Origin of the sequence: Pseudomonas poae (genome assembly GCF_001439785.1) — a bacterium.
In the GTDB taxonomy this organism is placed as follows: Bacteria; Pseudomonadota; Gammaproteobacteria; order Pseudomonadales; family Pseudomonadaceae; genus Aquipseudomonas; species Aquipseudomonas poae.
The window spans coordinates 287,234-302,063 of the sequence record NZ_JYLI01000002.1 but is presented as its reverse complement, the minus strand read 5'-3'; the positions used below and the strand labels follow the sequence as shown (position 1 = coordinate 302,063).

General features: G+C 61.5%; 11 protein-coding genes. 9 read left to right on the top strand and 2 right to left on the bottom strand.

Annotation, left to right across the window (positions count from 1 at the left end):
• Window positions 1-79: 79 nt before the first annotated feature.
• The gene (gene gbdR, locus TU75_RS03075) at window positions 80-1,180 is read right to left on the bottom strand and encodes a choline metabolism transcriptional regulator GbdR (RefSeq protein WP_003234469.1); all 1,101 of its coding nucleotides are present in this window, start codon (window positions 1,178-1,180) and stop codon (window positions 80-82) included.
• A 492-nt stretch (window positions 1,181-1,672) separates the two neighbouring features.
• On the bottom strand, window positions 1,673-3,049 hold the full coding sequence (locus TU75_RS03070) for an L-serine ammonia-lyase (RefSeq protein WP_060548167.1): 1,377 nt from the start codon (window positions 3,047-3,049) through the stop codon (window positions 1,673-1,675).
• A 412-nt stretch (window positions 3,050-3,461) separates the two neighbouring features.
• On the opposite strand from TU75_RS03070, the gene TU75_RS03065 reads away from it, so the two are divergent.
• From TU75_RS03065 to TU75_RS03025, 9 genes are all read left to right on the top strand, one after another.
• A complete protein-coding gene (locus TU75_RS03065) occupies window positions 3,462-4,409 on the top strand; it encodes a choline ABC transporter substrate-binding protein (RefSeq protein ID WP_060548166.1) in 948 nt (315 codons plus the stop codon).
• Between the two features lie 69 nt (window positions 4,410-4,478).
• Complete coding sequence (gene choW / locus TU75_RS03060) at window positions 4,479-5,324, top strand: choline ABC transporter permease subunit (protein WP_015373144.1); 846 nt, start codon at window positions 4,479-4,481, stop codon at window positions 5,322-5,324.
• The gene (gene choV / locus TU75_RS03055; protein ID WP_003234473.1) at window positions 5,321-6,499 is read left to right on the top strand and encodes a choline ABC transporter ATP-binding protein; all 1,179 of its coding nucleotides are present in this window, start codon (window positions 5,321-5,323) and stop codon (window positions 6,497-6,499) included. Before choW ends, choV begins: the two co-directional genes overlap by 4 nt.
• A 234-nt stretch (window positions 6,500-6,733) precedes the next feature.
• Entirely contained in the window at window positions 6,734-7,327 is a 594-nt protein-coding gene (gene betI, locus TU75_RS03050) for a transcriptional regulator BetI (protein WP_060548165.1), read from the top strand.
• 61 nt (window positions 7,328-7,388) lie between these two features.
• Window positions 7,389-8,861, top strand: coding sequence for a betaine-aldehyde dehydrogenase (gene betB, locus TU75_RS03045; RefSeq protein WP_015373146.1), 1,473 nt, complete (start codon window positions 7,389-7,391; stop codon window positions 8,859-8,861).
• Window positions 8,862-8,997: 136 nt separating this feature from the next.
• Window positions 8,998-10,692, top strand: coding sequence for a choline dehydrogenase (gene betA / locus TU75_RS03040; protein ID WP_003234480.1), 1,695 nt, complete (start codon window positions 8,998-9,000; stop codon window positions 10,690-10,692).
• Window positions 10,693-10,988: 296 nt separating this feature from the next.
• Complete coding sequence (locus tag TU75_RS03035) at window positions 10,989-12,431, top strand: TldD/PmbA family protein (RefSeq protein ID WP_015373148.1); 1,443 nt, start codon at window positions 10,989-10,991, stop codon at window positions 12,429-12,431.
• The gene (locus TU75_RS03030) at window positions 12,431-13,747 is read left to right on the top strand and encodes a TldD/PmbA family protein (RefSeq protein ID WP_060548164.1); all 1,317 of its coding nucleotides are present in this window, start codon (window positions 12,431-12,433) and stop codon (window positions 13,745-13,747) included. The genes TU75_RS03035 and TU75_RS03030 overlap by 1 nt, the downstream gene beginning before the upstream one ends.
• A 160-nt stretch (window positions 13,748-13,907) precedes the next feature.
• On the top strand, window positions 13,908-14,798 hold the full coding sequence (locus TU75_RS03025) for an alpha/beta fold hydrolase (RefSeq protein ID WP_015373150.1): 891 nt from the start codon (window positions 13,908-13,910) through the stop codon (window positions 14,796-14,798).
• Window positions 14,799-14,830 lie beyond the last annotated feature (32 nt).

The window sequence follows — 14,830 nt, the reverse complement described above, 5'->3', positions numbered from 1 at the left end:
AGCAAGCCCCTCCCACAGTTTGATTTTTGAACACAGTCAAATGTGGGAGCTGGCTTGCCTGCGATGCAGGCGACGCGGTCTACAGCCTTACACTGGCAAACGTCGACTCATTGCGCGCCTGGCTCAACGCCGACATCGGCCCCGACAACGGTGACAACAACGCCTGCGGAATCGGCAGCATCGCGACCTGCTGGGTGGTATTGGAACCGACGCGCTCATCGCGTGGCGGAATGCCGAAGTATTCGCGGTAGCACTTGGAAAAATGCGGCGTGGACACAAACCCGCACACCGACGCCACTTCGATGATCGACATCGGCGTTTGCTTGAGCAACTGCCGTGCACGGATCAGGCGCAGCTTGAGGTAGTAGCGCGACGGCGAGCAGTGCAGGTATTTCTGGAACAACCGCTCCAGCTGGCGCCGCGACACGGCGACATACACCGCCAGCTCGTCCAGGTCGATCGGCTCTTCGAGGTTGGCTTCCATCAGCGCGACGATTTCCTGCAGCTTCGGCTGGTTGGTGCCGAGCATGTGCTTGAGCGGCACGCGCTGGTGATCCTGTTCGTTGCGGATGCGTTCGTAGACAAACATCTCGGAGATAGCGGCCGACAATTCACGGCCGTGGTCGCGGCTGATCAGGTGCAGCATCATGTCCAGCGGCGCGGTGCCGCCGGAGCTGGTGAAGCGGTTGCGGTCGAGGGTGAACAGACGCGTGCTCATGGCAACGCGCGGGAAGGCTTCCTGCATCGACGCAAGGCATTCCCAGTGCACGCTGCAATCGAACCCGTCGAGCAAGCCGGCGCAGGCCAGTGCCCAACTGCCGGTGCACACCGCGCCCAGGCGGCGCGACTGGCGCGCCTGGCTTTGCAGCCACGACACGTGCTCGCGTGTCACGGTGCGCTGGATGCCCACGCCGCCGCACACAATCACGGTGTCCAGGGCCGGGGCTTTGTGCATGGAAGCATCGGGCGTGATTTGCAGACCGTCGCTGGCCCACACCTGGCTGCCGTCGGCACTCAGGGTGGTCCAGCGATACAGTTCACGGCCGGACAGCTGATTGGCCATGCGCAGCGGTTCCACCGCCGACGCCAGGGAAATCAGCGTGAAATTGTCCAGCAGCAAAAAGCCGATGGATTGAGGCGTACGGTTCTGGGGTTGGGCCCCTGAGTTGGACGACGACATCGCGGTATCTCCTCACACAAAGCAGTGGGTGGCCTCAGGCGAGGCTCTTGTTATTGCGCTCTTTATCCATAAAGAAGAGAGGCTTTGAATTGGTAGAGCAAATGCCGTGCCTGAATTTGAATGCCTATTCAATAAATCCTGAAAACGACCTGTTGACGCGTCTATATAAGCCCACGCGGGGAGTACGGGATAGAGCCGAAAAAGGCGCTCGTTCAAATGGGGTGAGCAGATCGGTAGCACTTGTGGGAAGGCGCTTTGCGGGCGTAGGAGAAGTCTGTAACCCCATGCGCGGATGACGGGTGCTGGAGGGGGAAATCGTTCGCTGGCTACTTATCTGTTTGCGACGCGCTAAAAGGTGGCGCTTTTGGGTTCGGGTGTTCACTTTATGAGCAGCTTTGTTTGAACCACCGCTATCGCAGGCAAGCCAGCTCCCACAGAAATACGCATTTCAAATGTGGGAGCTGGCTTGCCTGCGATGAGGGCATCATTGACTCAACACTCAACCGCGCTGACCGCCAGGCCACCGCGCGACGTTTCCTTGTACTTGTCATGCATGTCCGCACCGGTATCGCGCATGGTGCGGATTACCCGGTCCAGGGAGATAAAGTGCTGACCGTCACCCCGCAGGGCCATCTGCGCCGCGTTGATCGCTTTCACCGCGGCAATCGCATTGCGTTCGATGCACGGCACTTGCACCAGGCCACCGACCGGGTCGCAGGTCAGGCCGAGGTTGTGTTCCAGGCCGATTTCGGCGGCGTTGCACAGTTGCTCCGGGGTCGCGCCAAGAATCTCCGCCAGCCCCGCCGCCGCCATGGCGCACGCAGAACCCACCTCGCCCTGGCAACCGACTTCGGCGCCGGAAATCGACGCGTTCTTCTTGCACAGAATCCCCACCGCCGCGGCACCGAGCATGTAGTCGACCACGTTGGATTCGGTGACGTCTTCGCTGAATTTCATGAAGTAATGCAACACCGCCGGAATGATCCCCGCCGCGCCGTTGGTGGGGGCAGTGACCATGCGGCCGCCGGCGGCGTTCTCTTCGTTGACCGCCAGGGCGAACAGGTTGACCCACTCCATGGCGCTCAGGGTCGAGCCGATCACATTCGGCTTGCCCAGCTCCTGAAGGCTGCGGTGCAACCTGGCTGCACGGCGCCGCACGTTCAGACCGCCAGGCAGGATGCCTTCGTGCTTGAGACCTTGCTCCACGCAGTCCTGCATGGCGCGCCACAGCTTCATCAGGCCACTGCGGATTTCCTCTTCGGAGCGCCACACCTTTTCGTTGGCCAGCATCAGTTCGGCGACGCGCAGGTTGTGGGTCTTGCACAACTGCAACAACTCGGCCGCGCTGGAAAAATCATAGGGCAGCTCGGTGCGGTCCATGTCGGCCACGCCGCTTTGCGCCTGGGCCTCATCCACCACAAAACCGCCACCCACCGAGTAGTAGGTGTCTCGGTGCAGTTCACCGCGCTGGTCAAACACCACCAGGGTCATGGCGTTGGGGTGGAACGGCAGGTTTTCGTCGAGCAGGCGCATGTCTCGCGCCCACACGAAAGGCACCGGCAAACGCCCGTCGAGCAGCAGTGTGTCGGTTTCGCGCAGGGTGGCGATGCGGATGCCAATCTGCGACGGATCGATGGCGTCCGGCCACTCGCCCATCAGGCCCATGACGGTGGCGGTGTCGCTGCCGTGACCGATGCCGGTGGCCGACAATGACCCGTACAGCTGAACTTCAACGCGGCAAACCTGTTCCAACAGGTCACGTTCACGCAATGTCTGAACGAACAACGCCGCGGCGCGCATGGGGCCGACGGTGTGAGAACTCGAAGGCCCGATGCCGATCTTGAACAGGTCGAAAACACTGATAGCCATTAACGTGAAACTCCTCGGTGGACACAAATCGGACACCAGGGAGCTGCTACGCTCAGAGCGCCCAGATGGCGGCATCATCCGGCTTTTATCCGCCGTCACGGCGTCTCACACCGACGCAACCATGCTCACCAGCGTCGCCTGCGTGCAATCGTCTGTTTTGGCCGTTTTTGCGGTGTGCAAGGTTGAAAACTGCGGTTTTGCCTTGGGAAAAATCTGTAAGCGACGTCACCAATACTGGATACGACCCTCCCTGTACTGGATACGACGCCCCCTGTAGGCGTCAGATTTTCACTGGTACATGATCAGTCCCGACTCGTTTGCAAGGCACCGTGCCAAAGCGGCATCGCACGCTCCAACCGCAACACTTATAAAGCGCGGCGATTGCCGCCAGAAAAAACAGGAGTCTAGCCCTATGAAAGCTTCACCCTCGTTGTTGTTGGCCGCCATGCTGAGTCTGCCCGTCATGACTCACGCTGCAGAACCGGAACAGTGCAAGACCGTCAACTTCTCCGATGTCGGCTGGACCGACATTACCGTCACCACCGCGACCACCAGCGAAATTCTCAAGGGTCTGGGCTACAAGCCGCGCACCACGATGATTTCGGTACCTGTGACCTACAAGTCGCTGGCCGACGGCAAGAACATGGACATCTTCCTCGGCAACTGGATGCCGACCATGGAAAACGACATCAAGCAGTACCGTGATGCCGGCACCGTGGAAACCGTACGCGCCAACCTGGAGAACGCCAAATACACCCTGGCCGTGCCGGAAGCGCTGTACAACAAGGGCCTGAAAGACTTCGCCGATATCGCCAAATTCAAGGACGAGCTGGACGGCAAGATCTACGGCATCGAGCCAGGCAATGACGGCAACCGCACCATTCAGACCTTGATCGACAAAGACGCCTTCGGCCTCAAGACCGCTGGTTTCAAAGTCGTTGAATCCAGCGAAGCGGGAATGCTTTCGCAGGTGGAACGCGCAGCCCGGCGCGACAAGGCCATCGTGTTCCTCGGCTGGGAACCGCACCCGATGAACACCCGCTTCAAGATGAAGTACCTGACCGGGGGTGATGATTCATTCGGCCCCAACTACGGCCAGGCCACCATCTACACCAACACCCGCAAGGGCTACACCCAGGAATGCAGCAACGTGGGCCAATTGCTGAAAAACCTGGTGTTCAGCCTCGACATGGAAAGCACCCTGATGGGCAAGGTTCTGGACGACAAACAGAAGCCCGACGCCGCCGCCAAAGCCTGGCTCAAAGCCAACCCGCAAGTCCTCGATACCTGGCTCGCCGGTGTCACCACCGTTGATGGCAAACCCGGGCTCGACGCCGTTAAAGCTTACCTCGCCAAGTAACCTCCGCTGACCCCGGGCCGGTGCGCTGGCCCGGGATGTTTTCCCCTTCGCATGTGGACATTCACTACCATGCTGACTGAACAGAAAATCCCACTAGGCCAGTACATCGCTGCCTTCGTCGAATGGTTGACCGAACACGGTGCCAACTACTTCGACGCAATCGCATCGACACTGGAAACGATGATCCACGGCGTGACGTTCGCGCTGACCTGGTTCAATCCACTGGCATTGATCGGTCTGATTGCGCTGCTGGCTCACTTTATTCAACGCAAATGGGGACTGACTGTTTTCGTCATCGTCTCCTTCCTGCTGATCCTCAACCTGGGGTACTGGCAGGAAACCATGGAAACCCTCGCGCAGGTGCTGTTCGCCACCCTGGTCTGCGTGGTCATCGGCGTGCCGCTGGGCATTGTTGCCGCGCACAAGCCGATGTTCTACACCATGATGCGGCCGGTACTCGATCTGATGCAGACCGTACCGACCTTCGTCTACCTCATCCCTACCCTGACCCTCTTCGGGCTGGGTGTGGTGCCTGGTTTGATCTCCACGGTGGTGTTCGCGATTGCCGCGCCCATCCGGCTGACCTACCTGGGCATCCGCGATGTACCGCAAGAGTTGATGGACGCTGGCAAGGCCTTCGGCTGCTCGCGCCGTCAGTTGCTCTCGCGCATTGAACTGCCGCACGCCATGCCGAGCATTGCCGCCGGCATTACCCAATGCATCATGCTGTCGTTGTCGATGGTGGTGATCGCCGCCCTGGTGGGCGCCGACGGCCTCGGCAAGCCGGTGGTCAACGCACTGAACACCGCCGATATCGCCCTGGGCTTTGAAGCTGGCCTGGCGATCGTGTTGCTGGCCATCATGCTCGACCGCATCTGCAAACAACCCGAAGCCAAAGCAGGGGGTGATGCATGAGCATTATCCGATTCGACAAGGTCGACGTGATCTTCTCCAAAGACCCACGCGAAGCGCTCAAGCTGCTGGACCAGGGCATGAGCCGCAACGAAATCCTGAAAAAGACCGGGCAGATCGTCGGCGTGGAAAACGCCAGCCTGGACATCCAGAAAGGCGAAATCTGCGTGCTGATGGGCCTGTCCGGTTCCGGCAAGTCGAGCCTGCTGCGCTGCATCAACGGCCTCAACACCGTGAGCCGTGGCCAGTTGTTCGTCGAGCATGAAGGCCGCCAGATCGATATCGCCTCGTGCACACCCGCCGAGCTGAAGATGATGCGCACCCAACGCATTGCCATGGTGTTCCAGAAGTTCGCCCTGATGCCCTGGCTGACGGTGCGCGAAAACATCAGCTTCGGCCTGGAAATGCAGGGTCGCCCGGAGAAAGAACGACGCAAGCTGGTGGATGAAAAACTCGAACTGGTGGGCCTGACCCAATGGCGCAACAAGAAGCCGGACGAGCTGTCGGGCGGCATGCAGCAACGCGTGGGCCTGGCCCGTGCGCTGGCGATGGACGCCGACATCCTGCTGATGGACGAACCCTTCTCCGCCCTCGACCCGCTGATCCGCCAAGGCTTGCAGGATGAACTGCTGGAACTGCAGCGCAAGCTGAACAAGACCATCGTGTTCGTCAGCCACGACCTGGATGAGGCTCTCAAACTGGGCAGCCGCATCGCGATCATGAAAGACGGCAAGATCATCCAGTACAGCGTGCCCGAGGAGATCGTGCTGAACCCGGCCGATGACTATGTGCGCACTTTCGTCGCACACACCAACCCGCTGAACGTGCTGTGCGGTCGCAGCCTGATGCGCACGCTCGACAACTGCACGCGCGTCAACGGCTCGGTATGCCTGGACCCGGGCGGCGACTCGTGGCTGGACCTGGCCGAAGGCAATACCATCCAGGGCGCACGCCAGAACGGTGTGGTGATGAATCTGCAGAACTGGGCACCGGGCCAGGCGGTGGAAAGTCTGGAGCGGGTGCCGACGCTGGTGGATTCCAATATCGGCATGCGCGATGCGCTGCAGATTCGCTACCAGACCGGCAACAAGCTGGTGTTGCATGACAACAACAAGGTGGTGGGCATCCTGGGTGACAGTGAGCTGTACCACGCCCTCTTAGGCAAAAACCTCGGCTGACAGGCACTGCAAAAAATACAGGTGGGAGGGGGCTTGCTCCCGATAGCGGTGCATCAGCCACAAAGAGTGTGGCTGACAGCCTGCAATCGGGAGCACGCCCCCTCCCACATTTTTTTGTTGACGATTCCAGCCTGTGATTTTTTATTGATTGAACGTTCAATAAAAACAAAATAGACTGGCCCTCAAGCCGATGGACGCATTTGGCCCATCAGCGGCCTGAGAAAGAGGTGAAACATGCCCAAGGTCGGTATGCAACCCATACGCCGCCAGCAATTGATCGAGGCTACGTTGACGGCCATCGACCAGGTTGGAATGGCAGATGCCAGCATTGCGCTGATCGCGCGTTTGGCAGGTGTGTCGAACGGCATCATCAGTCACTACTTTCAGGACAAGAACGGCCTGATCGCGGCAACCATGCGTTACCTGATGAACGTGCTGACCGAGCGCGTCCAGGAGCGTCGACGGGCGTTGGAAGACGACAGCCCCCGAGCCCACCTGCAGGTGATCATCGGCGGCAACTTTGACGCCAGCCAGGTCAGTGGCCCGGCAATGAAAACCTGGCTGGCCTTCTGGGCCGCCAGCATGCACCACCCGTCATTGCACAGGTTGCAGCGGATCAACGATCACCGCCTGTATTCCAACCTGTGCTGCCAGTTCCGCCGGGTGCTGCCGCTGCCCGAAGCACGCAGCGCAGCCCGCGGCCTGGCGGCCCTGATCGACGGTTTGTGGTTGCGCGGCGCCCTCTCGGGAGACGCTTTCGACACGGCGCAGGCGCAGCGGATCGCTTACGAATACATGGACTTCCAATTGGCCAAGCAGGTGAGCTAGAGCGCGACTACGCGCTCAACTCCCGAACCGCGCCAACCACTTATGCACATGCGAGGACTTTATGGCCCGTTTCGAAACGCAAAAACTCTACATTGACGGCGGCTACAGCGACGCTGGCAGCGATGCCACCTTTGAAGCCATCAACCCGGCTAACGGTGAAGTGCTTGCCCACGTGCAACGCGCCACTGAAGAAGATGTCGAGCGTGCCGTGGTCAGCGCCGAAAAAGGCCAGAAGATCTGGGCTGCGATGACCGCCATGGAGCGTTCGCGCATCCTGCGTCGCGCCGTCGACATCCTTCGCGAGCGCAACGATGAGCTGGCCGCCCTGGAAACCCTGGACACCGGTAAAGCTTTCTCCGAAACCCAATTCGTCGACGTCGTCACCGGCGCTGACGTGCTGGAGTACTACGCAGGCCTGGTGCCCGCCATCGAAGGCGAACAGATCCCGCTGCGCGACACTTCGTTCGTCTACACCCGCCGCGAACCGCTGGGCGTAGTAGCCGGTATCGGCGCGTGGAACTACCCGATCCAGATCGCCCTGTGGAAATCCGCACCGGCCCTGGCCGCCGGTAACGCGATGATCTTCAAGCCCAGCGAAGTCACTTCGCTGACCACTCTGAAACTGGCCGAGATCTATACCGAGGCCGGCGTACCGGCAGGCGTGTTCAACGTGCTCACCGGCAGCGGTCGCGAAGTCGGCACCTGGCTGACCGAACACCCGCGCATCGAGAAAGTCTCGTTCACCGGTGGCACCGACACCGGCAAGAAAGTCATGGCCAGCGCTTCGAGCTCCTCGCTCAAGGAAGTGACCATGGAGCTGGGCGGCAAGTCGCCGCTGATCGTGTTCGAAGACGCCGACCTGGACCGCGCCGCCGACATCGCGATGATGGCCAACTTCTACAGCTCCGGTCAGGTCTGCACCAACGGCACGCGCGTGTTCGTGCCCAAGCAGCTGCAAGGGGCGTTCGAAGCCAAGATTCTTGAACGTGTGGCGCGCATTCGCGTTGGCGACCCGCAGGACGAAAACACCAACTTCGGCCCGCTGGTCAGCTTCGCTCACATGGAAAGCGTGCTGGGCTACATCGCCAAGGGCAAAGAGCAAGGCGCACGCCTGCTGTGCGGCGGCGACCGCATGACCGAGGGCGACCTGGCCAAAGGCGCCTACGTGGCGCCGACCGTGTTCAGCGATTGCACCGACGACATGGTGATCGTGCGTGAAGAAATCTTCGGCCCGGTGATGAGCCTGCTCACTTATGAGACTGAAGAGGAAGTGATCCGCCGCGCCAACGACACCGACTTCGGTCTGGCTGCTGGCCTTGTGACCAAGGACCTGAACCGCGCCCACCGCGTGATTCATCAGCTCGAAGCGGGCATCTGCTGGATCAACGCCTGGGGCGAGTCCGACGCGAAGATGCCGGTGGGCGGCTACAAGCAATCGGGTGTGGGCCGTGAGAACGGGATCAGCTCGCTGAACAACTTCACCCGCATCAAATCGGTCCAGGTTGAACTGGGCGATTACGCCTCGGTGTTCTAACACCCTGAGTTTTGTATTGCCTGTGAGGCCGCCATCGCGGGCAAGCCCGCTCCCACACTTGGAATGCATTTTCCTGTGGGAGCTGGCTTACCTGCGATGGGGCCAGACCTGACCAACTCCAAAGAGGGTGCATCCAATGTCCCAAGAATACGACTACATCATTGTGGGTGCCGGCTCCGCCGGTAACACCCTGGCGACCCGTCTGACCGAAGACGAAGGCGTCACCGTTCTGCTGCTGGAAGCCGGCGGCCCCGACTACCGTCTCGATTTCCGCACCCAGATGCCCGCAGCGCTGGCGTTCCCGCTGCAAGGCCGTCGCTACAACTGGGCCTACGAGACCGATCCCGAGCCACACATGGACGGACGCCGGATGGAATGCGGTCGTGGCAAGGGCCTGGGCGGTTCCTCGCTGATCAACGGCATGTGCTACATCCGTGGCAACGCGATGGACTATGACAACTGGGCCAAATTGCCAGGCCTGGAAGACTGGACGTACCTCGATTGCCTGCCGTACTTCCGCAAAGCCGAAACCCGCGACATCGGCCCGAACGACTGGCACGGCGGCGACGGACCGGTCAGCGTGACCACGCCCAAGGCCGGCAATAACCCGCTGTTCAGCGCCATGGTGGAAGCCGGCGTGCAGGCCGGTTACCCGCGTACCGAAGACCTGAACGGCTACCAGCAGGAAGGTTTCGGCCCGATGGACCGCACCGTCACGCCCAACGGTCGTCGCGCCAGCACCGCGCGCGGCTACCTGGACACCGCCAAGAAGCGTTCGACCCTGACCATCGTCACCCACGCCCTCACCGACAAGGTGCTGTTCGAAGGCAAACGTGCAGTGGGTGTGCGTTACCTGATCGGCGCCGCCGAAGAGCGCGTTGAAGCCCGTGCACGCAAAGAAGTGCTGGTGTGCAGCGGCGCCATCGCCTCGCCGCAACTGCTGCAACGTTCCGGCGTGGGCCCGGCCAAACTGTTGGAGAGCCTCGACATCCCGGTGGTCCACGACCTGCCCGGCGTCGGCGAAAACCTGCAGGACCACCTTGAGCTGTACCTGCAATACGCGTGCACCCAACCGGTGTCGCTGTACCCATCGCTGCTCTGGTACAACCAGCCGGCCATCGGCGCCGAGTGGCTGTTCAACGGCACCGGCATCGGCGCCAGCAACCAGTTCGAAGCCGGCGGTTTCATCCGTTCGCGCCCCGAGTTCGAATGGCCGAACATCCAGTATCACTTCCTGCCGGTGGCGATCAATTACAACGGCAGCAAGGGTGTGCAGGAACACGGTTTCCAGGCGCACATGGGCTCCATGCGTTCGCCAAGCCGTGGCCGTGTGCAGGTGAAGTCGAAGAATCCACGGGACTACCCGAGCATCCTCTTCAACTACATGGCCTCGGAGCAGGACTGGGAAGAATTCCGCGACGGCATCCGCCTGACCCGCGAAATCATGCAGCAGCCGGCGCTGGACCCTTACCGTGGCCGCGAAATCAGCCCCGGTATCGAGGTGCAAACCGATGAACAGCTCGACCAGTTCATCCGCGAGCACGCAGAGACCGCCTACCATCCGTCCTGCTCGTGCAAGATGGGCACCGACGAGATGGCCGTGGTCGATGGCGAAGGCCGCGTGCATGGCATGCAGGGTCTGCGTGTGGTGGATGCGTCAATCATGCCGATCATCACCACTGGCAACCTGAACGCGCCAACGATCATGATCGCCGAGAAAATCGCCGACAGGATCCGCAACCGCCAGCCGTTGCCGCGCAGCACGGCCGACTACTACGTGGCGGGCGATGCGCCGGTGCGCGGCAAGCCAATGCGTGAAATTGCGCAGTAACTGATACACCTTGTGGCGAGCAGGCTTGTCCTGCGTTGGGCTGCGCAGCAGCCCCAAAACCAGGCGCTGAGCCGTATCAGGTACACCGCGTTTTGCTGGAGTGGGGGCGCTTCGCGCCCCTACGCGGGGCAAGCCCGCTCGCCACAATAAGCCCACACATTTTCCTTAACTGAACGGCATCAGGGCTCGCCACAACGGTGCACCTGCCACAAAGAACTGCCTTTTCTTGATCAGCTCCCCGGCCCAGGCCTACTCTGTTCGCCTGCCCGCGCTGAGCCGCCCACAAGGAAGGCCCCATGTTCGACCACCACGCCACACTCAAACAGCACTTCAACGCCCTGCGCACCACCGCCGAATTCTTTTCGCTGCGCTACGTGCGCGAATCCGGCCAGCACCTCTCGGTCCGCAAAAACGTCGCCGAACCGCCGCACCTCAGCCATGACGAAGGCGCCATGCTCACCGTGCGTCTCAACGGCGTGCAGGCCTACGCGGCGACCAACGACATTTCCCCTGCCGGCCTGCAAGCCGCCCTTGAGCGCGCCGAACAGCAAGCCCGCCAGATCAAACCCCATGCCCTGCTCGACCTGCACCAGCAGCCGGTGTCCAGCGACGTGGCCGATTACCTGTCGCCCAATCTCGAACACGCCTTCCCGTCCCTCAGCGACTGCTACCAACTGCTGGGCGATGAATCCGCCGCCGTGCCCAGGGACGAGCGCCTGGTGAGCTGGGACGTGAGCCTGGGTCTCACCCACGTCGAGCAGATCTACCTCAACAGTGCCGGCGCCGAACTGCGCCAGGCCCAGCGCTTCGTGTTTCCCGGCGTCAACGTCACCGCCTTTGATGGTCACGACAGCCAGACCCGCACCCTGGGCGGCAGCAACTTCGGCCAGCAGGGCGGCTTTGATGTGATCAGTCGCTTCGGCCTGATCGGCGCCGCGCCGCGTGTCGCCGATCAAGCGCTGCAACTGCTGCTCGCGCCGAACACGCCCCAGGGCCCGCGCGACCTGCTGTTGATGCCCGACCAGATGATCCTGCAGATCCACGAGTCCATCGGCCACCCGCTGGAGCTCGACCGCATCCTGGGGGATGAGCGCAATTACGCCGGCACCAGTTTCGTCAAGGCCACAGACTTCGGCCATCTGCAATACGGCTCGCCGCTGCTCAACGTGACCTTCGACCCGGACATCCCCGAGCAGTTGGCCAGCTATCAGCATGACGATGACGGCACCCGCGCCAGCAAACAGTTCCTGATCCGCGAAGGGCTGCTGCTCAAGCCGCTGGGCGGCGCCTTGTCGCAGTTTCGCTCGGGGCTGCCCGGCGTGGCCAACAGCCGCGCCAGCGGTTGGAACCGTCCGCCCATCGACCGCATGGCCAACCTGAATATCGAGGCCGGCGACCAGAGCCTGGCGCAGATGATTGGCGCCATCGAGCACGGCATCCTGATGTCGACCAACCGTTCCTGGTCCATTGACGATGCGCGCAACAAATTCCAGTTCGGCTGCGAATGGGGCCAGTTGATTGAAAACGGCGAGCTCAAGGGCGTGGTGAAAAACCCCAACTACCGGGCCATTTCCGCACAGTTCTGGCGCAACCTCAGCGCCGTGGGCGACGCCAGCACCTTCCAGGTATTGGGCACGCCCAACTGCGGCAAGGGCGAGCCCAACCAGGTGATCCGCGTCGGCCATGCGTCGCCGGCCTGTGTGTTCAGCAACATCGATGTTTTCGGGGGAGATGCCTGATGAACGATTTCAAGGCGCTGGTGCAGTGGCTTCAGCAGGCCGTCACCGACAACGAACAATTTCACCTGGGCTACGCAGCCGAGTCGTCCGAATTCGTCCGTTTCAACCACGCCAAGGTCCGCCAGGCCGGGCATGTGCAGCAGGCCAGCCTGAACCTCAAGCTGATCAGCGATGGCCGGCATGCCGACCTCGGCATCACCCTGGCCGGCTCGCCGGCACTGGATCGCCAGCGCCTCGCCGATGGCCTGCAGCAATTGCGCGACACCTTGCCGTTACTGCCACAGGACCCTTACCTGCTGCTCAACGAGAACCCTTGGCAAAGCCACAATGAACAATCCAGGCCGCTGCCGGACCTGGCCCGCGTGCTGGAGGAAATCAGCCAGGCCGCCGCCGACGTTGACCTGGTCGGGTTCTACGCCGCAGGCCCGATCAGCCGTGGTTTTGCCAGTTCGAACGGCGCGTTCGGCTGGCACCAAGCCAATAGCTTCAACTTCGACTTCAGCGTGTTCCATGCCAACGGCGAGGCGGTAAAGGCCAGCTACGCCGGGCATACGTGGGACAGCGCCGAATTCGCCGCGCGCCTGCAGCAGGCGCGTGCGCAGTTGGCGTTTCTCGGTCGCACGCTGCACCCGTTGCCGCCCGGGCAATACCGCGCTTACCTGGCGCCGGCGGCACTGGAAGAGATCATCAGCATCATCACCTGGGGCGGTTTTTCGGCCCAGGCCATCGCCAGCAAAGGCAGCTCGCTGCAAAAGCTCTATGCCGGTGAACAGCCGCTGAGCCCATTGGTGACCGTCACCGAGCAGATCAGCGGCTCGCTGAGCCAGGCGTTTTCCACCGAAGGCTATCCGCGCAGCGATGTCACGCTGATCAAGTCTGGTGCTGCCTGCGACCAACTGGTGAATTCGCGCAGCGCGGCCGAATACGGCCTGCACGCCAACGGCGCCAGCAGTGATGAATCCCCCAGCGCCCTGCAGATAGCGGCGGGCACGCTGGCCCAGGCCGATATCCTCAAGCAACTGGGCACCGGGCTGTACATCAGCAACCTGTGGTACCTGAACTACTCCGACCTGCCGGCCGCCCGCCTCACTGGCATGACGCGCTTTGCCACGTTTTGGGTGGAAGACGGCGAAATCAAGGCACCGGTCAGCACCATGCGCTTTGATGACAGCGTCTACAGCCTGCTTGGCTCGCAGTTGGAAGCGCTGACGGCAGAGCGGGAATTGCTGTTGTCGCCGAGCACCTATGGCCAGCGCAATACCGCTTCCAATCTGCTTCCGGGCGCGCTGGTCAAACGGCTCACCCTCACCCTCTAATCCCTGTGGGAGGGGGGCAAGCCCCCTCCTACGTTGCTTTGTGTTGCTTTCTTACATCTCCTTCCGAACTTGCATGACTCCCTGTGCAGCCTGTTGTCGCCTTCTGAAAAGCTCGCTATAACGGTTAGTGGAATACCGCCACCTCACAGGAAGTGCGACGATGAATCATGGAAGTTTCGTCATAGAGAAGCTGTTCAAGCATTACAACATTCACGTAGAGCAACTGGGCAGCGACCCGCAGAAGAAAACCGTGCTGATGGTCAATGGCGCGCTGTCCACCACGCGCTCCTTTGCGCGCACCAGCAAGTGCCTGGCCGAGCATTTCAATGTGCTGCTGTTCGACCTGCCGTTCTCCGGTTACTCGCGCGAACACAACACCGACCTGGACCTGGTGACCAAGGACGACGAGGTGCACATCCTGTGTGCGCTGGTGGAGCGTTTCGAGGTCAACCACTTGGTGTCGGCATCCTGGGGCGGCATTTCCACATTACTGACCCTGGCCCATAACCCGCCGTCCATCGAAAGCTCGGTGGTGATGGCCCTGTCGCCCAACCTCAACCCCGTGATGCTCGACTACGTGGAACGCGTGCGCGTGCTGATCGAAGCCGATGACAAATCCGCCGTTGGCCATCTGCTCAATGAGACGGTCGGCCAGTACTTGTCGCCGCGCCTCAAGCGCAACAACCACCGCCATCTGTCGAACATGGCCACCACCGAGTACCGCCAGGCACGCTTTCATATTCATCAAGTACTGGCGCTGAGTGACGGCAACTACCTGCCAGCGCTGCGCCAGATCGACACCCCGGTGCACTTTCTCAATGGTGCGCTGGACGCCTACACGCCGGCCGCCGATGCGCGGTTGTTCAAGCAATACGTGGGGCGCAGCAGCTTTGCCGTGGCCGAACACACCGGCCACCTGCTCGACTTGGAATCGCGCGAGGCAGCGGCGGCAGTGCACCGGGCGCTGCTGGATTTCCTGGTGGGCAAGCACGCAACGCTGTCGGAATTAGACGAACCGCCAATGGGAAAACGCGCGGAGGATGGCGCATAATCGCCGATACATAGCCAGCTAACCAAAGGATT

Bases quoted from the DNA above. Each gene is read 5' to 3' on its own strand.
- choW (WP_015373144.1), top strand. From the start codon at position 4,479: ATGCTGACTGAACAGAAAATCCCACTAGGCCAGTACATCGCTGCCTTC.
- TU75_RS03025 (WP_015373150.1), top strand. From the start codon at position 13,908: ATGAATCATGGAAGTTTCGTCATAGAGAAGCTGTTCAAGCATTACAAC.
- betB (WP_015373146.1), top strand. From the start codon at position 7,389: ATGGCCCGTTTCGAAACGCAAAAACTCTACATTGACGGCGGCTACAGC.
- gbdR (WP_003234469.1), bottom strand. From the start codon at position 1,180: ATGTCGTCGTCCAACTCAGGGGCCCAACCCCAGAACCGTACGCCTCAA.
- TU75_RS03070 (WP_060548167.1), bottom strand. From the start codon at position 3,049: ATGGCTATCAGTGTTTTCGACCTGTTCAAGATCGGCATCGGGCCTTCG.
- betI (WP_060548165.1), top strand. From the start codon at position 6,734: ATGCCCAAGGTCGGTATGCAACCCATACGCCGCCAGCAATTGATCGAG.
- TU75_RS03030 (WP_060548164.1), top strand. From the start codon at position 12,431: ATGAACGATTTCAAGGCGCTGGTGCAGTGGCTTCAGCAGGCCGTCACC.
- choV (WP_003234473.1), top strand. From the start codon at position 5,321: ATGAGCATTATCCGATTCGACAAGGTCGACGTGATCTTCTCCAAAGAC.
- betA (WP_003234480.1), top strand. From the start codon at position 8,998: ATGTCCCAAGAATACGACTACATCATTGTGGGTGCCGGCTCCGCCGGT.
- TU75_RS03035 (WP_015373148.1), top strand. From the start codon at position 10,989: ATGTTCGACCACCACGCCACACTCAAACAGCACTTCAACGCCCTGCGC.
- TU75_RS03065 (WP_060548166.1), top strand. From the start codon at position 3,462: ATGAAAGCTTCACCCTCGTTGTTGTTGGCCGCCATGCTGAGTCTGCCC.